The organism is Parabacteroides sp. FAFU027 (assembly GCF_022808675.1).
In the GTDB taxonomy this organism is placed as follows: Bacteria; Bacteroidota; Bacteroidia; order Bacteroidales; family UBA7332; genus CAXXIC01.
Window position 1 is genome coordinate 298,091 of record NZ_JAKZKV010000006.1, and the last position, 23,476, is coordinate 321,566.

Annotated in this window: 25 protein-coding genes; 19 read left to right on the forward strand and 6 right to left on the reverse strand. The window is 42.4% G+C overall.

The features are described from left to right. Positions 1-100 precede the first annotated feature (100 nt). Positions 101-577 (reverse strand): arginine repressor, encoded by a 477-nt coding sequence (locus tag MLE17_RS11525; protein WP_243348952.1) that lies wholly within the window; start codon positions 575-577, stop codon positions 101-103. Positions 578-707: 130 nt separating this feature from the next. On the opposite strand from MLE17_RS11525, the gene MLE17_RS11530 reads away from it, so the two are divergent. From MLE17_RS11530 to MLE17_RS11560, 7 genes are all read left to right on the forward strand, one after another. Next, positions 708-1,307, forward strand: a complete 600-nt coding sequence (locus tag MLE17_RS11530; RefSeq protein ID WP_243348953.1) for a ribonuclease HII — start codon at positions 708-710, stop codon at positions 1,305-1,307. Positions 1,308-1,722: 415 nt separating this feature from the next. Continuing rightward, complete coding sequence (locus MLE17_RS11535) at positions 1,723-2,229, forward strand: RNA polymerase sigma factor (protein ID WP_243348954.1); 507 nt, start codon at positions 1,723-1,725, stop codon at positions 2,227-2,229. Continuing rightward, the gene (locus MLE17_RS11540) at positions 2,210-2,674 is read left to right on the forward strand and encodes a zf-HC2 domain-containing protein (protein WP_243348955.1); all 465 of its coding nucleotides are present in this window, start codon (positions 2,210-2,212) and stop codon (positions 2,672-2,674) included. Before MLE17_RS11535 ends, MLE17_RS11540 begins: the two co-directional genes overlap by 20 nt. Before the next feature lie 11 nt (positions 2,675-2,685). Beyond that, positions 2,686-3,078: a hypothetical protein gene (locus MLE17_RS11545; RefSeq protein ID WP_243348956.1), complete on the forward strand. Its 393-nt coding sequence runs from the start codon at positions 2,686-2,688 to the stop codon at positions 3,076-3,078. Positions 3,079-3,102: 24 nt separating this feature from the next. After that, entirely contained in the window at positions 3,103-4,398 is a 1,296-nt protein-coding gene (locus MLE17_RS11550; protein ID WP_243348957.1) for a hypothetical protein, read from the forward strand. Positions 4,399-4,761: 363 nt separating this feature from the next. Continuing rightward, the gene (locus MLE17_RS11555; protein ID WP_243348958.1) at positions 4,762-6,030 is read left to right on the forward strand and encodes a magnesium transporter; all 1,269 of its coding nucleotides are present in this window, start codon (positions 4,762-4,764) and stop codon (positions 6,028-6,030) included. 14 nt (positions 6,031-6,044) lie between these two features. After that, positions 6,045-7,286 carry an NRAMP family divalent metal transporter gene (locus tag MLE17_RS11560; protein WP_243348959.1) on the forward strand — a complete coding sequence of 414 codons (1,242 nt, stop codon included), beginning with the start codon at positions 6,045-6,047 and terminating at the stop codon, positions 7,284-7,286. Between the two features lie 81 nt (positions 7,287-7,367). Here the strand turns inward: MLE17_RS11560 and MLE17_RS11565 are convergent, their stop codons facing one another. Beyond that, positions 7,368-7,787, reverse strand: coding sequence for a SufE family protein (locus MLE17_RS11565; protein WP_243348960.1), 420 nt, complete (start codon positions 7,785-7,787; stop codon positions 7,368-7,370). 127 nt (positions 7,788-7,914) lie between these two features. Continuing rightward, complete coding sequence (locus MLE17_RS11570) at positions 7,915-8,898, reverse strand: M28 family peptidase (RefSeq protein ID WP_243348961.1); 984 nt, start codon at positions 8,896-8,898, stop codon at positions 7,915-7,917. A 104-nt stretch (positions 8,899-9,002) separates the two neighbouring features. Here MLE17_RS11570 and folP point away from each other — a divergent pair, with 104 nt between their 5' ends. The 8 genes from folP (at position 9,003) to MLE17_RS11610 (ending at position 16,484) form a co-directional block, all read left to right on the forward strand. Continuing rightward, on the forward strand, positions 9,003-9,845 hold the full coding sequence (folP, locus tag MLE17_RS11575) for a dihydropteroate synthase (RefSeq protein WP_243348962.1): 843 nt from the start codon (positions 9,003-9,005) through the stop codon (positions 9,843-9,845). A 479-nt stretch (positions 9,846-10,324) separates the two neighbouring features. Then, positions 10,325-10,639 (forward strand): GxxExxY protein, encoded by a 315-nt coding sequence (locus MLE17_RS11580; RefSeq protein WP_243348963.1) that lies wholly within the window; start codon positions 10,325-10,327, stop codon positions 10,637-10,639. Between the two features lie 81 nt (positions 10,640-10,720). Beyond that, complete coding sequence (gene cdaA / locus MLE17_RS11585) at positions 10,721-11,488, forward strand: diadenylate cyclase CdaA (protein WP_243348964.1); 768 nt, start codon at positions 10,721-10,723, stop codon at positions 11,486-11,488. Positions 11,489-11,526: 38 nt separating this feature from the next. Then, positions 11,527-13,584 (forward strand): cation:proton antiporter, encoded by a 2,058-nt coding sequence (locus MLE17_RS11590; RefSeq protein WP_243348965.1) that lies wholly within the window; start codon positions 11,527-11,529, stop codon positions 13,582-13,584. Positions 13,585-13,702: 118 nt separating this feature from the next. Beyond that, the gene (gene metA, locus MLE17_RS11595; RefSeq protein WP_243348966.1) at positions 13,703-14,620 is read left to right on the forward strand and encodes a homoserine O-succinyltransferase; all 918 of its coding nucleotides are present in this window, start codon (positions 13,703-13,705) and stop codon (positions 14,618-14,620) included. 192 nt (positions 14,621-14,812) lie between these two features. Beyond that, the gene (locus MLE17_RS11600) at positions 14,813-15,475 is read left to right on the forward strand and encodes a phosphatidylserine decarboxylase family protein (protein ID WP_243348967.1); all 663 of its coding nucleotides are present in this window, start codon (positions 14,813-14,815) and stop codon (positions 15,473-15,475) included. After that, positions 15,475-16,167, forward strand: a complete 693-nt coding sequence (gene pssA / locus MLE17_RS11605; protein WP_243348968.1) for a CDP-diacylglycerol--serine O-phosphatidyltransferase — start codon at positions 15,475-15,477, stop codon at positions 16,165-16,167. Before MLE17_RS11600 ends, pssA begins: the two co-directional genes overlap by 1 nt. 53 nt (positions 16,168-16,220) lie before the next feature. Then, on the forward strand, positions 16,221-16,484 hold the full coding sequence (locus MLE17_RS11610) for a DUF4834 family protein (protein WP_243348969.1): 264 nt from the start codon (positions 16,221-16,223) through the stop codon (positions 16,482-16,484). A 1-nt stretch (position 16,485) separates the two neighbouring features. Here MLE17_RS11610 and MLE17_RS11615 read toward each other — a convergent pair whose 3' ends face one another. Next, a complete protein-coding gene (locus MLE17_RS11615) occupies positions 16,486-16,920 on the reverse strand; it encodes a nucleoside deaminase (protein WP_243348970.1) in 435 nt (144 codons plus the stop codon). A gap of 381 nt (positions 16,921-17,301) precedes the next feature. Next, the gene (locus tag MLE17_RS11620) at positions 17,302-17,535 is read right to left on the reverse strand and encodes a hypothetical protein (RefSeq protein ID WP_243348971.1); all 234 of its coding nucleotides are present in this window, start codon (positions 17,533-17,535) and stop codon (positions 17,302-17,304) included. Positions 17,536-17,761: 226 nt separating this feature from the next. Between MLE17_RS11620 and gap the strand changes: the two genes are divergently transcribed. Then, the gene (gap, locus tag MLE17_RS11625; RefSeq protein ID WP_243348972.1) at positions 17,762-18,763 is read left to right on the forward strand and encodes a type I glyceraldehyde-3-phosphate dehydrogenase; all 1,002 of its coding nucleotides are present in this window, start codon (positions 17,762-17,764) and stop codon (positions 18,761-18,763) included. Positions 18,764-18,858: 95 nt separating this feature from the next. Here the strand turns inward: gap and MLE17_RS11630 are convergent, their stop codons facing one another. Next, on the reverse strand, positions 18,859-19,506 hold the full coding sequence (locus MLE17_RS11630; protein WP_243348973.1) for a DUF5715 family protein: 648 nt from the start codon (positions 19,504-19,506) through the stop codon (positions 18,859-18,861). A 140-nt stretch (positions 19,507-19,646) separates the two neighbouring features. Between MLE17_RS11630 and MLE17_RS11635 the strand changes: the two genes are divergently transcribed. The 3 genes from MLE17_RS11635 to MLE17_RS11645 all read left to right on the forward strand — a co-directional run bounded on the left by MLE17_RS11635 (position 19,647) and on the right by MLE17_RS11645 (position 23,443). Next, the gene (locus tag MLE17_RS11635) at positions 19,647-20,630 is read left to right on the forward strand and encodes a PhoH family protein (protein WP_243348974.1); all 984 of its coding nucleotides are present in this window, start codon (positions 19,647-19,649) and stop codon (positions 20,628-20,630) included. A 439-nt stretch (positions 20,631-21,069) separates the two neighbouring features. Beyond that, positions 21,070-22,752: a DUF6377 domain-containing protein gene (locus MLE17_RS11640; protein ID WP_243348975.1), complete on the forward strand. Its 1,683-nt coding sequence runs from the start codon at positions 21,070-21,072 to the stop codon at positions 22,750-22,752. A gap of 490 nt (positions 22,753-23,242) precedes the next feature. Beyond that, a complete protein-coding gene (locus MLE17_RS11645; RefSeq protein WP_243348976.1) occupies positions 23,243-23,443 on the forward strand; it encodes a hypothetical protein in 201 nt (66 codons plus the stop codon). Positions 23,444-23,476: the final 33 nt, after the last annotated feature.

A 23,476-nucleotide genomic window follows, 5' to 3' on the forward strand; every position in this document is an offset into this window, starting at 1 on the left:
ACCTGTATTCTAGTTAGAAACCATAATGAAGCACGAGGGATCTTTAACGCAGGGAAGCTCCTGTGAAAAATCTCCGTGGGTCTGTGGTTAATAAAATGTCTTATTTCAAGTTGGGGATAAACATACCCAAAGTCTCCATGATCTGTCGTCGGGAGATATTTTCCCGCGGAACAATCAGGATGGTATCATCACCGGCTACTGTCCCCAGGATAATATGCGGCGCTTTGGTGTCGATTTCGTAAGCGATGGCGCTGGCATGTCCCGGACGTGTCTTCATCACGGCCAATTGACCCGAAAATTCGATCGATAAAAATCCTTCAGCCATGAATTCATAATTTATCGTCTGCCGTTGGGGCATGTCAATGGTCCGGATGTTGTTGGGTAGCATATATACATAAATTCCTGCATAGTTCGGATTCTTGCTGATTTTCAGTTGTTTCAGGTCGCGGGATAAGGTTGCCTGAGTTACTTCATAGCCCTCTTCGCGCAGAAGGGCAAGCAGCATATCCTGGTTTTCGATTTCATGTTGGGCAACCAGGCGTCGCATGACATTTAATCTTTCTGATTTGATACTCATAGCGTATATTTATTCGATTGGGACTGCAAAATTATACATTATATCCGATTGTGATTGTCGTTAGCGTGAATATTTTTTCAAAATATAGTACTTTCGCTTTCGATTTCACTCATTTTATACCTTACACGATATGTTGCTGCCCTATTTAGAAAAAGGCCGGATTGAAGCCGGATGTGACGAAGCCGGACGCGGATGTCTGGCCGGAGCTGTCTTTGCCGCTGCTGTGATTTTGCCGGAAGGTTTTCACTGTGAGGCTCTTAATGACTCCAAAAAGCTGACAGAGAAGATGCGTTACGAACTTCGTCCGTTGATTGAACGGGAGGCTATATCCTGGGCAGTGGGGATAGTTTCTCCTCAGGAGATTGATGAGATTAATATCCTGAATGCCTCGTTTCTGGCCATGCACCGGGCGGTGGAGCAGCTCAGGGTGCGTCCGGAGCACTTGCTGATAGATGGTAACCGCTTTAAGGCTTATCCGGAAATCTCTCACACCTGTATCGTAAAAGGAGATGGGAAAATGCTCTCCATTGCTGCAGCTTCGGTTTTAGCCAAAACCTACCGGGACGACTACATGATGCAACTGCACGAAGAATTTCCACAATATGCCTGGGATAAGAATAAGGGATATCCCACCAAAGCGCATCGTAAGGCCATTGCCGAACATGGCGCAACTCCTTATCACCGTCAGACCTTTCAGTTGCTGGAACGGCAGTTGAGTCTGTTTGACTAAATAGATAAAAAAGGAATCTTTGCGATGCTGAGGTTCCTTTTTTATTTTGAAGCCGGTTCAGGCTTGCTCCGCTCTTGTTACATAGTTGCTCCGTTATTGTTATGCTAATAATCAATTAGCCTCCCAATCTCAAATTATAGTTGTTCAATAGATAACCCATACCTTTTTATGTATGGTATAAGTATGGGATATGTATGAAATATATATGGGATGACTATGGAATATAGGTTTATCAACAGCGGAACAACAGTAGAGCATCAACGGAGCAAGCTATCTGTATATTCACAAGAATATTGCATTCTGACTGTCTTTTGTACTAACGAAAATTGTTGTTTTAGTACTTATCCGATAAAAAAATAGACCTCGGTGTCACAAAATTGGATAGCTTCGTGTCAATATAGTAAACCGCCTTAGTTTGAAACAGTTTGACGATATATACCGACAACACTATACCATGATTTTTCGTCTGGTATCGAAGTTTATCTCTGATCGGCAGGAGATAGAAGACGTTGTACAGGAGGTTTTTATGAAACTGTTTCTGGAAATGCAGGCAAAACGAACGATGGATTATCCGAAAACCTGGCTTTATAAGGTAGCTTCTAATCAATGCGTAAATATCGTAGGCAGGAGACAGGAGACCTATTCTATTGATGACGCTTCAGTATATGCCCTGTGTGATAATGAATGTGTGATGCAAAAGTATGAAGAGGACGAACAAAAGTCAGTCATCCGACAAGCTTTAGCCCGGCTTGAAGAACACGAACGCATGATAATTATACTCTATTCGGAAGGGCTTTCCTACAAGGAGATTGCAGAGATCAGCGGCGTGAAATTTACTTCCGTAGGGAAAACCCTGTCGAGGACGCTTGACAAACTTAAACCATTATTGAAAAGACAATACGATGCAATGCTTAACAAATGAACAGATACAATTGCTGATTGACGGTGAAATGAAGGAGAAACAGATGGCTGTATGTGAGGAGCATCTGTCTCATTGCCCCGACTGCCAACGGCATTATGAAGAGCAGATGCGAAACTCTCTGCGGATTTCTGAAATGATAAACTTTACCACAGTAAAGCCGGAGCAGATTCCCGTGTTTAATTTCCCCGAAAATAAAGCTCCGGTTAAAAAGCACTACAGCTCAATATCCATTTGGCTGAAAATAGCCGCCGTTTTAATCCCCATCATCGTTTGCTGGCAATTCTGGCCTCAAAAAACGGAAAAGCAATTTAACCCGACGCAGGAAGCGATAATGAAATATGAACTCTGCAACAGCGTGGACGCCAATACCGCCTGGCAGGAAAACATGATTATAACGACGGTTACCGACGAAAATGGGAAAGTGATTGAATGTTCAACCAATTAAAATAGTATGTTATGAAATGCGTAAAATGGATTTTTCTGGTGATGCTTATCTCTTTTCCCGCGATCATGCAAGGTCAGACAAAAGACGAGAAATTGTCAGAATTGAAAGAGATACTAAAAAGGTCGCTTTATCAGTCTGATGTGCAGATTGATAAACAGGGGATAATAAATCGTTCCGATAACAATGGAAATCGATTCAGGTATTCCCTTGAGGATATCCGTGAAGTATCTTCAGACTTTGATGGTTTCCACAATCTGTTGATTTCTATGAAGGAGGAAAAATCTGTTCAGCCCATTGTCAATGGGCAGGAGAGCGAGCTGAAAATGAATGTCTTCTCGTTTGCAAATCAGGAGGATTGCGAAAAGGCAAAGGGGATATTGAATGAACTGATTCAGATGAAGTAGTTTTTCAGGCTAAATAAAACTCAAATGAAACGACTATTTTTTTTATTTCTCATCGTATTGGCGCTGTCCGTACAGGCGCAACATCGGAGTTCGATGTACAAAGATGGTGAGATACAGTTAGTGCCCGATGCGGCTTACGCAAAACATGCTGACCTGAACCAGCTTTTTCCGGACGCCAGTCAGTCCGAACCGTCTAAAAGCAGGGGAGCTGTACGCAGTATGGTCGTTGCGCCAGATGGATCTGTCTTTATGAGTCTGCGCACAAAGCATTTGATCTGCAAGTTTGATAAGCAGGGTAATTTCGTAAAGACCTTTGGTAAAAAAGGGGGAAAGAAGCCATGTGACTTTATTTATGAGCCCACTGTGCAGGGGATACTGGATGGAAAATATGTATATACCATAGCGGTGGATGGCCGTATGCACTTCTTCGATCTGAATGGCAAATGGGTGAAAACGATTACTCTGAAGTATATGCCGCTCAATACCTATCCGCTAAAAGGCGGTAAAATAGCTATTGTTGGATTTAGTGTCGGTAAGCAGAACCGGACCTCTGTTCGGATTCTGGACTTTAGGAATGGTGTAGAGAGGGAGATCTTTTCTGAAATACAACCTAACCAGGATAAAGCAAGTATTGTCATTACGCCCAACTCCAGAGGTGAAATCGATAACGAGGGCAAATACCATGTGGCAACTTCCTATAAACCGCCTGTTATCGGCTGTTTACTGCCTTTCTCACACGATATGTATTACAGGGTAAGGATTACGTCTTCAACGGACGGTAATCTCATCGTGGCAAATCCTTCAAACGGGCAGATTGCGGTGTATAATCCTTTAGGTCAGAAGATAAAACAATTCGTAGCAGACATCAAACCGGAAGTCATCAGCAAAGAAGATAGGGAAGAGTATTACCAGAAAGCGGTCAAAGAACTTAAAAAGCTGGAGGAGGATGTGCAGAAATCCGACAAAAACAAGGAGTATTGGAACGAATATATTTTCCAATACAAAGCGCAGCTCTATAAATTCAGGGAGCCTGCCAGTTACCCCGACCATCTGCCTTACTTCTCGGAAATGATGATTGATGAGGATGATAATATTCTTCTGTTCCGCTTTACCCGCGAAGAGGGGTCGAATAAATTTGATGTTTACACTTATGATCATAAAGGCGTCCGGATTGCTTCATCCAGTTTTGTCTCAGATAGTTATGAGTTGAAAATCAATCCGGCTGTTTTCAGGTTTCACAATCGTTGTATCTATTCCTATGTCAGCAAAAAGGATGCAGGAAATGGTGGGTATGAGTTGGTGAGATTCAACCTTCGATGAATGGAGTAGAAGGTTTTGTTGAGAAATAAGAGGGTAACAATACAACTTTGAACGCAAAGGCGCAAAAACGCGAAGGAATAAACACTTTGCGTTTTTGCGCCTTTGCGTTTGATCTCTTTATATAATGGGAGGTTCAATAACTTTTAAAGCAATTCGCTTCAATCCCTGAACCGAATATTGAAACGTTAACAGCCTGATGTGGCTATTCCTGCGAAAATAAGTAGTACTTTTGCACCGCAAATAAAAATCTTTATTCCAAATGGACGGAGACCCGGCACATATATTCATATTACTAACCTGACCTGGCCGGGGAATTACCTCTTCGTAACCTCCTGCTGAGTCATAACGCAAGGAGGTGACTTCATGACATCTTTCACAACCTTTTACCTGAGTCGCATTATCGGCTCACGCGTTTATGATGCGCACAACCAATTTGTGGGCATTGTAAAAGACCTGTTCATTCTTCCCAATTATATATCGGAAGGAGTGGAGCGCCCTTTAGTTGCAGCGATTAAGCTCAAAAAGGGGAAAACAACTTTGATTTATTCATTTGACGGTTTTGTTGTCACAAAAGTCAACGGGAAAATATCAGTTGCCTGTGAAGAACTGATTCCTTATGACCAGGAAAAACTGGACGATGGTGTTTTCCTCGGGGAAGGCATTTTGGATAAACAGATCGTAGACCTGAACGGTCGTAAACTGGTTCGGGTGAATGACATACGACTGGTGTCGGTACCTACGGGAACTTTTGCACTGGCAGTGGATATCGGAGTGGAAGGATTGCTTCGCCGCATTGGCCTTGCCAAGCCGTTAAAGAAATTCCTGCTCCTGTTCCGGGTAACCATTCCTGCTAAATTTATCGTGTGGGATGACATCGAGGCGGTGGATTTCTCCAATTTCAATATCAAACTTTCCAAAAGCCATAAGAAGCTCGAAACACTTCACCCTTCTGACCTTGCCGATATTATCGAGGATTTGGGCAAACAGACCCGTCTCTCTGTGTTCGAAGCGTTGGATGAAGAGAAGGCTGCCGATGTGATGGAAGAGCTGGAGGTAGAAGCTCAGATTCACCTACTGGAAAACCTTTCAGTCGCAAAAGCTGCCGATGTGCTTGAAAAGATGCCGGCAGATGAGGTGGCCGACATTCTCGATGAGCTCGAAGAGGAAAAAGCGGAACAAATCCTTCGGGAGATGGAGAAAGATTCTTCCGAAGAGGTGCGCGAGCTGTTGGAATATCCCGACGATTCAGTGGGAAGTATCATGTCCACCGAATACCTTTCCTTCAATAAGGATAATACCGTTGAGGAGGTGTTAGCGGAGCTTCGCCTGAAGAAACCGGAAGCGGAAGAATTATATAACCTCTTTGTGGTCAATGATAAAGAGAAGCTGATTGCGACCTTCTCGCTTCGCGACCTGGTGATTTCAGAACCCAATGCAGCTATCAGCGAGATCATGAAACCATCACCGGTGCACTTGCACGACGATCAGGAGATTAACGAGATTGCCGAATTTATTTCCAAATACAACCTGTTGGCTATCCCGGTAGTTGATAAGGAAAATATCCTGCAAGGAATGGTGGTTATCGACGACGTGGTCGAGGACTTGATTGGTAAACGCAAAACGAATAAATAAAAGGAGACCCCGGAATGTTTAAGAATAAGAAACTATGGAGCCGGATCGGCCTGTTCCTGGCTATCCTTGGGCCGGGAATCATTACCGGAAGCGTGGATAATGATGCGGGAGGTATCACTACCTATGCTGTAAGCGGTGCGGTGTATGGCTATAACATGATTTGGACGTTGATTCCCTCCTTTATCGTACTGATAATTATTCAGGAGATGAATGCCCGTATGGGTATCGTAACCGGCAAAGGTTTGGCTGATTTGATTCGTGAGAATGCCGGCGTGAAAATTACCTTCCTGATATTCATCGGATTATTGATTGCAGATATTGGCAACACTACGACCGAATTTGCCGGTGTGGCGGGAAGTCTTGAAGTGTTTGGCGTCAGTAAATATATATCGGTCCCGTTGGTTGGGGCGTTGGTCTGGATACTTGTGGTAAAAGGAACTTATCAGCTTGCGGAACGGATCTTTCTGATTTTTAGCGTCTCATTATTGACTTATGTGGTTTCTGCTATTATGGGACATCCACACTGGGGAGAGATTGGAACCGCGATTGTTCATCCGCAGGTGGAGATCAACTCAAAAAGTCTGGCGATGATGATCGGAATTGTCGGTACTACTATTGCTCCCTGGATGCAGTTTTACATGCAATCGTCTGTGATTGAAAAGGGTTTGGAGATTAAGAACTTCAAATACTCGATGATTGATATTGTGGTGGGATGTATTGCAACTGTGGTGGTGGCTTTCTTCATCATTGTGGCGTGCGCATCGACTCTGCACGAAAAAGGCATTCAAATCAATGAAGCAAAAGATGCGGCATTGGCACTGAAGCCGCTGGCAGGAGAGTTTGCATCACAAGTATTTGCCTTTGGTTTGTTTGTTGCTTCGATATTCTCGGCGACGATTTTGCCATTGGCCACTGCTTTCTATGTTTGCGAGGCGTTTGGCTTTGAGGCGGGTATTGATAAAAAATGGGAAGAGGCGCCTGAGTTCTATGTGCTTTATACGATAATTCTGGTTCTTTCGGTATTGATAATCCTTTGGCCGAATGCACCGCTGATTGCAATCTCGCTATGGTCGCAGGTCATCAACGGATTGCTGTTGCCGGTGGTACTGGTCAGTATGATGTTACTGGTCAATAACAAAAAGATCATGGGTGAATATGTCAATAAGCCTTTGCAGAATGTAATCGGCTGGGGAGCGGTGACCGTATTGATCGGATTGACCGTGACGTTGTTGGTGATGCCTTTGTTTGGGAAATAAGCAATTTCCCTATACTATGAGAAAAGCGCCCAAGCAAAAAAACATGCTTCGGCGCTTTTCATATTATACCTTTTTGGTGAATTATGCTTTCGCCTTAAACGCCAGCGCATACAAGCGCATTTGCTTAACCATCGACACTAAGCCGTTGGAGCGGGTGGGAGAGAGGTGTTCTTTCAATCCGATCTGTTCAATAAAGTAGAGGTCGGTATTGATAATTTCATCGGGAGTATGCCCCGAAAGCACCTGAATCAATAGAGATACGATCCCTTTTACGATTACGGCATCGCTTTCTGCTTTGAAAATAACCAGCCCGTTTTCATATTCTGCCTGAAGCCATACGCGGCTTTGGCAACCTTCGATCAGGTATTGCGGTACTTTATACTTCTCGTCAATGGGTGCTAAAGAGTTGCCCAGGTCTATGATGAGTTGGTATTTATCCATCCAGTCTTCAAATTCTGAGAATTCGTCGATGATGTTGTCTTGAATTTCGTTGATAGTCATCAGTCTATGTAATTAAGGAATTAAAACAATTAAAGTAATTAAAGGGGAAAGGGGAAGAATGAATGTAATTCAATTTACAAATCTTCGAATTCCCGAGTTTTCCAATTGGCTGATCAGCTAATTGAGTTTATTTTTCTTCGTAAATAATTTCCGCTAAAGTCTGGCCAACCACTTTGAGGGTCTCTTTGGAGATATTCTTCATCGTGTCATCAATGGTGTGCCAGTGTGCAGGGAATCCCTGGCGGGAATTGGGGTCAAAGTTAATGATGTCCACGCAGGGGATTTTGGCCAGTTTGTTGATGTAAACGTGGTCATCAGTAATACTTCCTCCCTGTCCGTCACGGAAATATTGTCCGTAACCCAGGCTTTGTCCTTTCTTCCAGATGCGGTCGGCAACACCGGACGCGTAATTCAGGGATACATTGTCTTTATAGAAAACGGCTCCACCGGCACCGACCATATCGAGCAGGATTCCGAAGCGGGCGGTATATCCCGGCGTGTGTGGATTCTTTGCCCAGTATTGGGAGCCCAGGCACCAGTCATCTTCACTGCTTTCTCCCTGATAATATTGAGGAGCTCCCACATCTTCTGCATCTACACAAAGGAGGTCAATACCGATAGCAGGATTCTTTTTTGCCATCATGCGGGCAAGTTCGAGCATAACACCGACTCCGCTGGCCCCGTCATCAATACCATCTACCGGTTTGCTGTAATTGGCCGGGTTAGGGTCGTTGTCGGCAAAGGGACGAGAATCCCAGTGGGTAAGAATCAGGATACGGTCGCTTTTATCCGGATTGTATGAGGCGATGATGTTGCGTGATTTGAGCACCACTTTATCAAACCGGGTCAGATCTGCCTTTTGCTCGGTAACAGTTGCCCCGAAGCGTTTAAACTGTGAAACGATATAATCACCGCAATTCACATGGGCCTGGGTGTTTGGCAATCGGGGACCGAATAAGCTTTGTTTTTCAACATAGGCATATGCACTATCAGCGCTGAAGGCCGGAGTTGTTGAAGTAACTTTTTCAGTCGTTGCGCTTGTTTCTTTAGGCTTAGAACTGCAAGAGAGTAATGATATAGTAATTAATCCTATATAAATTAGCTTATTCATAGGCTGTTTGCTCTTTATTTGAAACGTCAAAAGTACAAATCCGGCAGTGAAATCCCAAAAGATAGCCGAAAATTCATAGATTTGCACTACATAACAGACTACGCATGAAACTTTCTTATCACCAGATTAATCTCAACGGAACCTTATATGACCTCTCTACCCCTGTCGTCATGGGTATTCTCAATGTTACGCCGGACTCCTTTTACGGAGGAAGCCGCTATCAGACTGAGAAGGACATCGCCGAACGTACAGAACAAATTCTGGCGGAAGGTGCGTTGATGATTGATTTGGGAGCCTATTCCTCCCGTCCCGACGGTGTGGATATTTCACCGGAGGAGGAAATGGAACGACTCGATTTTGCATTGAAAATTATCCAAAAGACAGCTCCTGAAGCGTTGATTTCAGTGGATACTTTTCGGGCTTCGGTTGCCGAACGATGCGTAAAGGAGTATGGGGTATCGGTGATTAATGACATTTCAGGTGGAATCATTGATGATAAAATGTTTGAAACGGTGGCAGACCTGCATGTCCCTTACGTGTTGATGCACATGCGTGGAGTTCCGCAGACGATGCAGCAATTTTGCCAGTACGATAATCTCTTGCCGGATATCCTGTTTGATTTGGCAAAGAAGGTGGAGCAACTGCGCAAGCTAGGCGTTTGTGATATCATCATCGACCCCGGCTTTGGCTTTAGCAAGACACTGGACCAGAATTATGAATTGATGCACCATTTACGTGAATTTGGGATATTCGATCTGCCGTTGCTGGTGGGGATTTCACGAAAGTCTATGATTTACAAGTTTCTGGGTGGTTCGCCGGAAACCAGTCTGAACGGAACAATCGTATTAAACACACTGGCACTGCTGGGTGGAGCTTCGATTCTTCGGGTGCATGATGTGAAAGAGGCGGTGGAGACCATTAAGCTGGTGCAAAAAGTGGGAGTTTGAATATAAGCTTTTAAGAATTAATACTATAAATGGTATTTTTGGCCACGAATACACGAATAGATTTTTATACGAACATATTCGAAGCAAGAATTAATATAGAATCAAAAAACACGAATGTTTTTCAAAGTTGAAAAAAGAAAAGATAGTCAGGCTATCATTTCTTTTTCAGAAACTGAAAAAGATAGGTGTTCTTTCGTAGATATTCGATGAAATAACTATTCGTGCATTCGTGGCGAATATATTTATATAATGGACTATTTGTCAGCCACGAATCCACGAATATAATTCGAGTTTGAACGGTATTTGATATGGGAATAATACAGTCTTAAAAAAACACGAATGTTTTTCAAAAATGAAAAACGAAAATACAGTCAGGCTATCATCACTTTTTCAGAAACTGAAAAAGATAGGTGTTCTTTCGAAAATATTCGATGAAATAACTATTCGTGTATTCGTGGCGAATATAAAATAACGATATTATGACTGAGATACTTTACAAGAAAGAATCTTATGAAATAATAGGAAAATGCATGGAGGTTTATAATACCCTTGGAGGTGGATTCCTTGAAGTGGTATATAAAGATGCATTGGAAATAGAGTTTCAACTGGCCGGAATACCCTATGAGAGGGAAAAGGAATACGAGATCAATTACAAAGGGAACATTCTTCAACGCAAATTCGTAGCAGACTTTGTTGTTATGGGTAAGATTATTCTTGAAGTGAAAGCAGCAATGGAAATCCATGATGCAAACATTTCTCAGTCGATCAATTATCTTGCTATCTCAAAAAAATAAGTTGGCTCTTTGTGTGAATTTTGGGAAAAGAGGGTTGGACTATAAAAGAGTGCTTCTATAAATTGTGAAAACCAATACAACATGTTAGCATACCTGACAATAAAAGACATAATTGATATTCTGCTGGTGGCGTTTTTGCTCTACTACACCTACCGGCTGATGAAGGCCTCGGGCACGATCAACGTGTTTATCGGGGTGCTGACCATTATCGGTATCTGGTTGTTGGTGAGTCACGTGCTGGGGATGCGATTGCTTGGTTCCATCATGGATAAGCTGGTGAGCGTTGGGGTGATTGCACTGGTAATTCTGTTTCAGGATGAAATACGACGGTTCCTGATTAACCTGGGTTCCCACAAGCGTTGGCGCTACCTGCTGAAGTTTTTTATCAGTGAGCGGAATGTCGATAAAGACCAAACATCGGTAATGCCCATCGTTATAGCCTGCCGCAATATGGCAAACAAAAAAACCGGTGCATTGATTGTTATTGCCGGAGAGATGAGCCTGATTAGCTATGAAAAAACCGGAGAACCCATCAACGGAGATGTCGGCACGAGCCTGATAGAGAATATTTTCTTCAAGAACAGCCCCCTTCATGACGGCGCCATGATTATCGTCAATGATAAGATTGTCGCAGCCGGTTGCATTCTTCCCGTTTCGCACGATACTCAATTGCCCAAGGAGCTTGGATTGAGGCACCGGGCAGCGCTGGGGATCACCCAGGAGACGGATGCGAAAGTGATCGTCGTTTCGGAAGAGCGGGGTACGATTTCTCTGGCGCATAAAAATCAGTTATTCAGCCATATCAATCCGGAAGAGTTGGAAAGCCTGCTGACCAGGTCGGAATTCTAATCAGTCCGTTTGTAGAATCTGTTCATCAATATATTATCATGCTAAGTCATTTTCACCTTCCCATAACCGACCCGACCCTGATTTTCTCGATCGTGTTGGCCATTATCCTGTTTGCTCCGTTACTCCTGAATAAAATCAAGATTCCGCATATCATCGGACTGATTCTGGCCGGGATGTTTATCGGGCCGAATGGTATTGGGTTGGTTCTTTCAGACCGAAGTTTCGAGATTTTTGGTAAGGTGGGGTTGATTTATCTGATGTTTCTGGCTTCTTTAGAGCTTAATGTTAACGACTTCCGGCAAAACCAGTCCAAAGGAATTGTATTTGGTCTTACGACCTTCTCTTTTCAGATGTTACTGGGAACCTTTGCCGGATTCTATATTTTACATTATCCCATATTGAAGTCGGTATTGCTGGCGTCCATGTTTGCCTCGCACACGCTGATTACTTATCCGCTGCTTTACCGTTATGGGATTACACGGCAACGTGCAGTAATTGTTACTGTAGCAGGAACAATTATTACTGACCTTTTTGCACTTCTTGTCCTGGCTGGGGTGGTCTCAATCCATAAAGGAGAGATGAGTGAATGGTTTTGGATAAAACTGGGTGGTTCATTTACGCTATATGTGGTTGGTGTCATATTTTTCTATCCACGTATCGTGAAGTATTTCTTTAAAAAGTACAATGACAATATTCTCCAATACATTTTTATCCTGTCATTGGTGTTCTTGTCCGCCTGGATTGCTGAGGTGATTGGGTTGGAAGGCATCATCGGTGCCTTTCTGGCCGGAATCGTACTGAATCGCTACATTCCGAAGATTTCACCGTTGATGAACCGAATTGAGTTTGTGGGAAATGCTCTGTTTATACCTTATTTCCTTATCGGAGTGGGTATGCGGATTGATCTCGGTGTTCTGTTTAAGGGCGTGGATTCATTGATCGTAGTGGCAACCATGACTGTCCTGGCTATTTTTGGTAAATGGTTCTCAGCCTATATTACCCAGAAAATCTTCCGTATGGGCAAATACGAAGGGCTGATGATTTTTGGTCTCAGTAATTCGCATGCGGCAGCCACATTGGCAGTGGTATTGGTCGGTTATAACGTTGGGATTTTCGATATCAATGTGATGAACGGGGCAATTATCCTGATACTTGTTTCCTGTACGGTCAGCTCTTTCGTGACGGAGCGAGCGGCAAAAGCGCTGGCTAAAGAGCATGTTCAGGAATCCAAAACGGTCATTGACCAGCGACAGGAGAGAATATTGATTCCATTGTCCAATCCCTCTACGGTGGGTAACCTGGTCAATCTGGCCTTGCTGATGAAAGACCCGCGGAGGAAATCCCGACTGGTTGCGCTGACCGTTGTCAGCAAAGACAACAATGAGAAGGCTCTTTCAAATGGGAACAAGTTGCTTGATATGGCCTCGCAGGTGGCTTCTTCTGCGGATACCTATGTCAAGAAGATTCTTCGCATAGACATGAACGTTTCCAGTGGTATTCTCCATACGATTAAGGAAAAAGAGATTACGGAGGTGATTGTGGGACTGCACCGCAGGGCTAATATTGTGGATACCTTCTTCGGGACAATGACGGATAATGTACTGGATGGCACCAATAAAATGCTCACGATTGCCAAATGTACCACGCCGGTCAACATGTTTACGCGCATCGTGGTCGCCGTTCCCGATAAAGCGGAAATGGAGACCGGATTCCGTCTGTGGGTGGACCGTTTGTCCAATATGACCCGCCAGATTGGTTGTCGTATCATTTTTTACTCTACACCTAATACGTTGAAGAGTATCAAAAGCCTGATTCGTCGTTACAATATCCGCGCTGAGTTTGAATTGATGGAAGATTGGGATGAATTCCTCTCTTTGACCAAGGTGGTGATTCCGGATGACCTTTTTGTAATCATAGCAGCCCGTAAGTCCTCCAACTCCTACCATCCCGATTTTGATAAACTTCCGGTCTTCCTATCGCGTTATTTTGCCGATAATAATATTGCGTTGATCTATCCGGCACAGTTTGGGCACGAGGAGCACGAGGTGATGCAGGAAGCCGAAGCACCTTCCATTTTATCCAATCTGGCTAAATGATAACAATAGTGGATTTGCTGAAAGCATTAAGATACACTACCTTTGCCGTTACGATTTGTGTTACCGTTTGTGTTTGCTGACGGAAAATCATGTTTAATTCTCTATCAAATAATATACTATGCCAGTCACATTACCATCTAATTTGCCGGCGATTGAGTTACTGAAAAAGGAAAATATCTTCGTGATGGATGAATCGCGGGCCTCCTCGCAGGATATTCGTCCGTTGAAAATCCTCGTGCTCAATCTGATGCCGCTCAAGATTACGACTGAAACCGATATAGTCCGACTTCTGTCGAATACCCCTTTGCAGATTGAACTCACTCTGATGCACATCAAAGAACATAACTCTAAGAATACGCCTATCGAGCACTTGCTGGAGTTTTACAATGACTTTGATGAGGTGAAAGGGCAGAACTTTGACGGAATGATTGTCACCGGGGCTCCTGTAGAACAATTGCCTTTCGAGGAAGTAACCTATTGGGCTCAGATTCAGGAGATATTCAACTGGGCGCGTCATCACGTGACCTCCACCTTTTATATCTGTTGGGCTGCGCAGGCAGGATTGTATCATTTCTACGGCGTACCCAAGCATCCTTTGGATCAAAAGATGTTCGGCGTATTCAAACATACCGCTAATGACCCGACCCTTCCGATTTTCCGTGGACTCGATGATGAATTCTATGTTCCGCATAGCCGTCATACCGAGGTGCGTCGTGAAGATCTGGAAAAGGTGTCGGAAGTGACCATCTTGTCAGAATCGGAAGAATCAGGGGTCTATATTGCCATGGCTCGTGATGGTCGCGAGTTCTTCATCACCGGCCACTCTGAATATGCACCTGACACGTTAGATACGGAATATAAACGCGACCTGTCGAAGGGCTTGTCCATTGAGATGCCGCAAAACTACTACCGCAACGATGACCCGAATGAGAAGCCACTGGTTCGCTGGCGTAGCCATGCCAATCTGCTTTTCTCCAACTGGCTCAATTACTACGTGTATCAGGAAACACCATTTGATATACGGGAGATAAAATAAGAAATCGTAAATAGGACAGAAGCCGTCTCAATGTAAAAGTTGGGGCGGTTTTTTTTTTGTTAATCTCCCTTTTGCTGTCGGATGACATTTTGCGCTAAGCCACATATTATTTCCCCCAATTAATATCCGTGGATTGTGTAATTCTAAATAAAAAGCTACTTTTGTGCCGGAATTACTTAACACCCTTTTTATATGAGAATTAGAATCCACAGAGAAGGTTGGGATTTGCTGATTTTATCCCTGCTGTTTTTAGTCGTTTTAGATATCCTGCTTTGGGTTGTTGCCCCTAAAGGGATATTTCTCAGCGTCTTTGGAGTCACTTCCGTGATATACCTTCTTCTGGTGAATTTCTTCCGTTGTCCGAAACGTATTTATACCGGTGAGACAAAAAATGTAGTATTAACTCCTGCCGATGGTAAGGTAGTTGTAATCGAAGAAGTGATGGAAAATGAATATTTCCATGACAAAAGACTTCAGATTTCGGTGTTCATGACTCCGTTTAACGTGCATGCCAACTGGTATCCGGTGAATGGTAAAGTAAAATATGTAACTCACCACGAAGGTCGTTTTCAGGGAGCTTACTTGCCTAAGTCAAGTACTGAAAATGAACGTTCAACCATTGTGATTGAGACTGAAGAAGGTGTTGAGATTCTGGTACGTCAGGTTGCCGGAGCGTTGGCTCGTCGTATTGTAACCTATTCGGATATTGATGACGATTGCCGCATCAATGAATTCCTCGGATTTATCAAGTTCGGTTCCCGATTAGACCTTTATTTACCATTGGATAGCGATGTCTTGGTAAATCTTGACCAAAAAGTAACCGGAAACGTTACCCAATTAGCCCGTTTGAAATAATGCAGTTAAAAAAGCATATCCCCAATGCAATTACCTGTCTGAATCTCTTTTCGGGATGTATGGCTGCTGTTGCCGCATTGGAATTTAACTTTGTATTGGCAGCCGGACTGGTTTTCCTGGCTGCATTCTTCGATTTCTGTGACGGATTGGCGGCCCGTCAGTTAAAAGCCTATTCTGCTATCGGTAAAGAACTGGATTCGTTGGCCGATATGGTCAGTTTTGGTTTTGTTCCTTCCGTTGTTGTCTTCTCATTGCTACGTCAGCAAATGGCATTGCAGGAGCTTTCAGCATTTGTGCCTTATGTTGCATTTCTGATTGCCATCTTTTCGGCATTGCGCCTGGCGATTTTCAACATCGACGAAAGACAGACTACCACATTTATCGGTATGCCGACTCCGGCAAACGCTCTTTTCTGGGTGAGCCTGGCAGCCTACAATACCATTCATCCGATGAGTATTCTCACTCCGGGGGTGTTGGTAGTGCTGGTAGTGGTATTCTCTCTGTTATTGGTGGCTGAAATACCCATGTTTTCCCTGAAGATTAAGAATCTGTCATTCAAAAAGAATATTGCGCAGTTTTCTATTGTCATTGCGGCAGTCGTATTCTTACTGTGCTTTAAATTACTCGGGATTTCGCTTACTATATTATTGTATATCCTGATGTCGGTTTTACTAAATATCATTAAGCGATAAAACAGTTTGGAAAATAAGCTGTTACTTAGTGACGTATTTCAATAAGTGTTAGTATGGGAGCATTCATTCTCTTTCTCCTTTTCCTGTTCCTGATGGTTGTGCTTTCTGTGATTTCATTTGGATTAAGTGTAATACGTGGAATCATCGGATTGTTTTTCCCGAAAAGACGGACTTCTGAAAGTTATGCGGGAGGCCAGGAATACAGCGGTCATAGAGATTTCGGACCGCAGCAGGAAAGTGCAGGTAGAAACAACAAGAAAAAAATTTTCGACACCAACGAAGGTGAATATGTCGATTTTGAAGAGGTAAGTAAATAACTTACCTCTTTTTTTTGAAGAATGTTTTCATAATTGCGGCACACTCCTCTTCCAGTACTCCTTTTACAACCACTGTTTTCGGGTGCAATAAAGCATCTGAATATTTCGAATAGCCCCGTTTGTCATCTGAAGCGCCGTACACAATCCTCGATATTTGCGACCAGGCAAGCGCTCCGGCGCACATAACGCAGGGTTCCAGCGTAACATACAATGTGCAGTCGGTCAGGTATTTCCCGCCTAAAACATTTGCCGCAGCCGTGATAGCCTGCATTTCGGCGTGAGCCGTAACATCATTTAGCGTTTCGGTCAGGTTATGAGCACGGGCAATGATTTTTTCGTTGCAAACAATAACTGCGCCAACGGGTATTTCTCCGTCTTCTTCGGCATAGCGGGCCTCTAACAAGGCCTGTTTCATGAAATGGTCGTCTGATAACATCTGAAATATCTATTTTTTAGCCACGAATACACGAATGGTGTTTCCTGAATTTTTCATTTATGAAAAATAATTCGTAGTAATTCGAATTAAATTCATATTAGATATATTGCTGATTCTCTTTAATTTCGAATCAAATTCGTGAATTCGTGGCAAGCTGTTTTTTATGTAAATAAAATATTGTTTCCACGAATACTGATCGATAAATTCTTTATCAATCAATTACACAAATAATCTCCACTTTATTCGTTATAGACACGCAAAAATGCACGGCGGTATTTCTATACATCCTCTTTATGGCGAAAGTGGTTGAGGTTTCTGTTTTGATTGAGTTAAATGGGTAATACGCGAATCGCGGAAGATTCTTTTTTGGAAAAAGATGGGTTACTTTCTGATTTCGGCCTCGTTGAATAGTGAAGGGTAATTGTCTTCCGCCTTTTGCCACAGATAGCCCATAACGACTTCTCTTATCCAGCGGGATTGATTTTCAATCTTATTGCTCTCCAGATACTGGCGCAGCATATTGAATTCCTTCTCGTTTAACGAAAAGGCAATTTTATTCTCCCGTTTCAGTGTTTGGGTTTTGAATTCTATCTTTTTAGCAGGTCGTTTTTTCATTTTTGCAAACGTACGATTTTTAGAGAAAATAATCAAGTTGAATTTGAAAATAGTCCTGAAAATGAGAGTTATGTGTCATTTTGATATGTTGAGATTACGATTTAATAGATGAGGGGTAAAAAAAGTGCTTTGCGGCATATTTTTTTTCTTGTATTATTTTACCATACAAGAGAAAAGCGGTAAATTTGCCCCCAGTTTTTAAAACCCCTTAAATAGTTTTATTACAATGATTAAAGTAGGTATTAACGGATTCGGCCGTATCGGACGTTTGGTGTTCCGTGCAGCTCAAGAAAGAAACGATGTTCAAATCGTTGCAGTAAATGACCCATTCCTGGATATCGATTACTTGTTGTACATGTTGAAATATGACACAGTACACGGTAAATTTCAGGGAACTGCTGAAAACAAAGATGGTAAGTTGTTCGTAAACGGTAAAGAAGTTGCTTTCTTTGCTGAAAAAGATCCTGCTGCTATCGGCTGGGGTGCTGCTGGTGCTGACTACGTTGTTGAATCAACCGGTGTTTTCACTACTACTGAGAAAGCTTCTGCTCACTTGAAAGGTGGCGCTAAGAAAGTTGTTATCTCTGCTCCTTCTAACGACGCTCCTATGTTTGTTTGCGGTGTAAACCTTGACAAATATACTAAAGACATGGACGTTGTTTCTAACGCATCTTGTACTACTAACTGTTTGGCTCCTTTGGCTAAAGTTATCAACGATAACTTCGGTATCGTTGAAGGTTTGATGACTACAGTACACGCTGCAACTAACACTCAGAAAACTGTTGACGCTCCTTCTGCTAAAGACTGGAGAGGTGGCCGTTCTATCCTGGGTAACATCATCCCTTCTTCTACTGGTGCTGCTAAAGCTGTAGGTAAAGTTATCCCTTCATTGAATGGTAAACTTACAGGTATGGCATTCCGCGTACCAACTGCTGACGTTTCTGTAGTTGACTTGACTGTACGTTTGGAAAAAGCTGCTACTTACGAAGAAATCAAAGCTGCTGTAAAAGCTGCTTCTGAAACTACAATGGCTGGTGTACTTGGTTACACTGAAGATTCAGTAGTTTCTACTGACTTCGTTCACGAAGTACGCACTTCTGTATTCGATGCAGGTGCTGGTATCGCGTTGAACGGTAACTTCGTCAAACTGGTTAGCTGGTATGACAACGAGTGGGGTTATTCTAACAAAGTGTTGGATTTGATCGCACACATGGATTCTGTAAAATAATCCAACCCAACATAAATAAAAAGCGCCGGAGCAATCCGGCGCTTTTTTTATGTTTTTAACCTGACAGGTTTTTAAAACCTGTCAGGTGTAACTGTTTACGGACGTGCCGTGATGTGGAAGCACCCTTGTTTTACTTCGTAGCGGACGTAACATTTTCCACCCTTTTGCAAGTCGCGCAGTACTTCTGCCAATACTGCTTTCAGCTTATCTTCCGGTACATCGGTTAGTTCATGCTCCGGATCCAGCTTTTCGTAACGTGTATAAGCGACATCGACAGTAGTTCCGAAAAGATGCGCTGAATTAAGCGTTGAGTTTCCATTCTTCTGATGGAGCTTTTTTATGTCGTCGTGTGTACGGAGAATGCTCGTTATTATCAATTTATATTTAGGTGCATTCTTCTTTCCCAAAGAATCCTGAAAGTTTGTTCCAATAGTATCAAGTAAACAGGCTGCCTTGTTGACTAAAAACGGAACCGAATTTGTCAGGCTATCTACATTGTATAAATCACAATCTTTTACCTCCTTTAGTTTATCCAGCTTCTTTTCCGCCTCTTCACGCGATGCAATAGGGGAAATGCCTATCAGGTGCGCTGCCTGAAGTTGTTTTTCATTCAAATCATTGAATGTTCGGGAAAAGTTGTGGAAGTCATTGATGTGAAACATCCGTTTTATCTTTTGTTGTTTATGGCATGATGAAAGTAGTAAGAGCGAGAGTAAGGCGAAAAATAGTCCGTGTTTCTTCATAAGTCATCAGTTAAGGTTAATGAGTAAAGGGTTTTACACCCTAAAAATAGCGATCATTTTTCAAAGAATTAGTCGCGATTGATTACTTTTGTGCAGATTGTAGAAACATATCCCTTAAAATCAGCCCTAACAACAAATTAATGATAGAAAAAGTAATCATCCTTGACAGTGTCGATCTGGTCGTTTTTTACGGCGTGAACAACTGCAACCTTCAACTCCTCAAATCTCTTTTCCCGAAAATCCGTTTGGCTGCGCGTGGTAGTGTGATCCGTGTAATCGGCGATGAGGAAGATACGAATGCTTTTGAGCAGACGATCCGTAAACTGGAAGCTTACTGTCTTGAATTTAATGTGCTGGATGAAAATATCATTATCAGCTTTGTAAAAGGCGCAGAACCCGCCGAGGTGAAGCTGGATAACCTGATTATCCACGGGGTGAGCGGAAAATCTATCACGGCGCGCACGCCCAATCAAAAGAAGCTGGTGGAAGCCTTTGATAAAAACGATATGGTTTTTGCTCTTGGACCTGCGGGATCAGGAAAAACCTATGTGGCGATTGCATTGGCTGTACGGGCGTTGAAAAACAAACAGGTGAAGAAGATTATCCTGAGCCGCCCTGCTGTGGAGGCGGGCGAGAAACTCGGCTTTCTTCCCGGCGATATGAAAGAGAAGATCGACCCTTATCTGCAACCACTCTATGATGCTTTGCAGGACATGCTGCCTGGTGCAAAGCTGAAAGAATATATGGAGAACAACATCATCCAGATTGCACCGCTGGCCTTTATGCGCGGGCGAACACTCAGCGATGCTGTAATTATCCTCGATGAAGCACAAAATACCTCTACACATCAAATCAAGATGTTTCTCACCCGTCTTGGCCTGAATGCCAAAATGATTATCACCGGAGATATTACACAGATTGACCTTCCTCCGATGCAAAAGTCGGGCATGATACAGGCGCTTCAGATTCTGAAGAATGTAAAAGGAATCGGTAAGGTGGAATTTGACAAAAACGATATTGTGCGCCATGTGTTGGTGCAGCGTATTGTTGAGGCTTACGAGAAGCACGATGAGCGTAAGATCGTAGCGCAGATCATGAAAGAGGAAAATAAGGATGAAGAGTGATTCTTCCTGCCACAAATATAATATAGCAAAAAGGCCCGGGGGTAAATGTCCGGGCCTTTTTGTCCCTTCTTCCCTTGCTATTTTGTATTCGGTTGGGATGATGGTATCTGTTTGATCATGGTTGGATAATGTTAAAAAGGCAGATATTCAATTAGCTCACTAGAAACAAAGTAATGTAACATCTGATACAAAGTAATGTAACATTTGAAACAAACGGAGTAGTTGCGAAGAATTACTTTTGTGAGAAATATTATTGTTGGGCGGGTTATTCCCTAAAATAAATGTTGAGTCAGCTTCGTCGAAATGGGAGTCAGTTCTTCAGCTTCATTGTATTTTATCCGGAATTGATTCCAAAAAGAAATCTGTTGCTAAACCAGACTGGATATTAATTGTTTGAAACATCAAAGGTGCTTTTGTTATAATGTTCTTATTCATCTACATGAAGAAATTATTTTCTGTTTTATTGCTTTTTATGGTCGTTCACCTTGCTTTCGCGAATCATGAAAGAGATTCGTTGTTGAACGTTCTTGATAATACGATTGCCAATTGCCCTATCTATAGTGCACGAAAGGAGGCACGGCTTAATAAGCTCAAAGTATCATTGAGAAAAGCCACTTCGGATAGTCTGCGATATGCGTTTTGCGGTTTGCTTTATGATGAGTATAAAACCTATTCTATTGATTCTTCTTTGATATATGCCCAAAGGAAATTAGACTTTGCGGAAAAGCTAAAAGATAAACGTAAAATTACAGACTCCAGATTGAATGTAGCTGATGGGATGATGTCGTTGGGCAGAATAAAATCAACTTTTGAAATATTAGCTCCGGTGAATATTGATAGTTATCCGGAGATGAAGTCCTATTATTATCACATCCGTCGAACTTCGTATGAGTATTTATCAAATCTATCCATCAGCAGGGATGAGAAAAAGGAAAATGAGCTGCAGATTGATAAATATCGGGACTCTTTAATTCTTTCAGGAGATGATCAGTCCAGTGTGCATATTATGGTCAATGCGGCTAAATGGATAGCCGCTGGCAGGAGTGATCAAGCCCTAAAATCTTTACCCGGGTACTTTTATTCTCTTCGTCCGGATGATCATAACCGGGCAATAGTTGCTTTTATCATTTCACAGGCATACCACGAAAAAAAGGATCGTCAACAGGAAGAGAAGTGGCTTATGGTCTCTGCGATCTACGACTTGCAGGCTGTATATAAGAACTACATTTCGTTGCGGAGCCTTGCCTTTATGTTGTATGAAGACGGCGATTATGATCGGGCATATACATATATGAAGCAAGCTCTGGAGGATGCCATATTTTGTAAGGCTTATTTGCGAACGATCGAGATATCAAAGATGATGCCGGTCATAGATAAGGCTTATCAATTACAAAATGATGCAGAAGAACGCCATCTGGTTATCTTTCTGATCGTTGTAAGTGTACTGGCTATTTTATTATTAATAGGAGGATGGATATTATATCTACGACAGCAAAAGATAAAGCGGGCCCGTAAGGAGTTAAGTCAGGCTAACGAACAACTCGTTAAGCTAAATCAGGAAATGCAGAGGGTTAATGATGAGATGTTGATACTGAATGATGATCTGTCAGAAGCAAATCTGGCACTGAGGAGGTCTAATGAAAGCTTGTCCGAAGTCAATATGATCAAAGAAGAGTATGTTGGGAAATATATGGAGCAATGTTCGATCTATATTCACAAGCTGGAGGAATACCGGAAGCAATTGATTCGCAAATCAGCTGCCGGCAAAATAGAGGATTTGATTCAAGCGGTCAAATCGGAGCAATTTATAAAAGATGAGCTTCATAGCTTTTATGCTAATTTTGACAGGACATTTCTTCGGATATTTCCCCATTTTGTAGAAGAGTTCAACAGCCTGCTTGCTGATGGAGAGGGTATATACCCTAAGCCGGGAGAACTATTGGGAACTGAATTGAGAATATATGCTTTGATCCGGTTGGGAATTACTGACAGTGCGAAAATCTCACATTTCCTACGCTATTCTCTGAATACAATCTATAACTACCGAACGCGTATCAGAAACAAAGCAGTCGGCTCCCGCGAGACATTCGAGGAACGGGTCATGACGATTGGTCTGAAATGATATTTGTGGAGAAGCTTTCGGGAAGTATCAATTATATCCGCTTTCAAAATAAATTCTGAGTATTGAAACTCTGATTCAACACTAAGTGATCAATAGTGGACTTGTACCGGGACAAAATTTATGTCAGGGATGTTCTTATTTACGTCAATGAGTGTTTGTTGAACGAGTTATTTATAATGTATTTTGATTAGAGTACTATATTTGTATTTCTGTCTGTTTGTTGTAGTTGGTTGAAAGCCAGGTTTGTGTGGTGTTGATGGGGGCATTAAATACTATATTTGTATTTAATGCTGGCGTCATCAAAAGTTATCCTTACTAAATTTGTTTTCTGAAGTTCCATTCTATTTAGTTTAGATATTAAAGCGCAGGAGATTGCAATTTATCTTCTCGAGAGGTAGTCATGGCTGATAATGCCCGAAGAAATTACATGAACGGGAAATTATGCTAGAAAGTGATTGACAACTAATTGTTATTATTTATACTAATCAGAATGAAAAGTCAAGTTTATAAAACACCTCTGGTTAAAACCAAGGAATCAGATAACGAAGAGTCTTTATTTCAGGGAATGTTACATGATGTAGAAGAATGTGCAGGCTCTGTTTTATTTATCGGATATTTCAATAGTAATACTATGGTGTGTTGCCGGTTAAAAGAGTATGATAGTAATCAGCGAGTCTGTAATGTGATTTAATCAGAAGATAAGTGCGAAAAAACAATGTATATT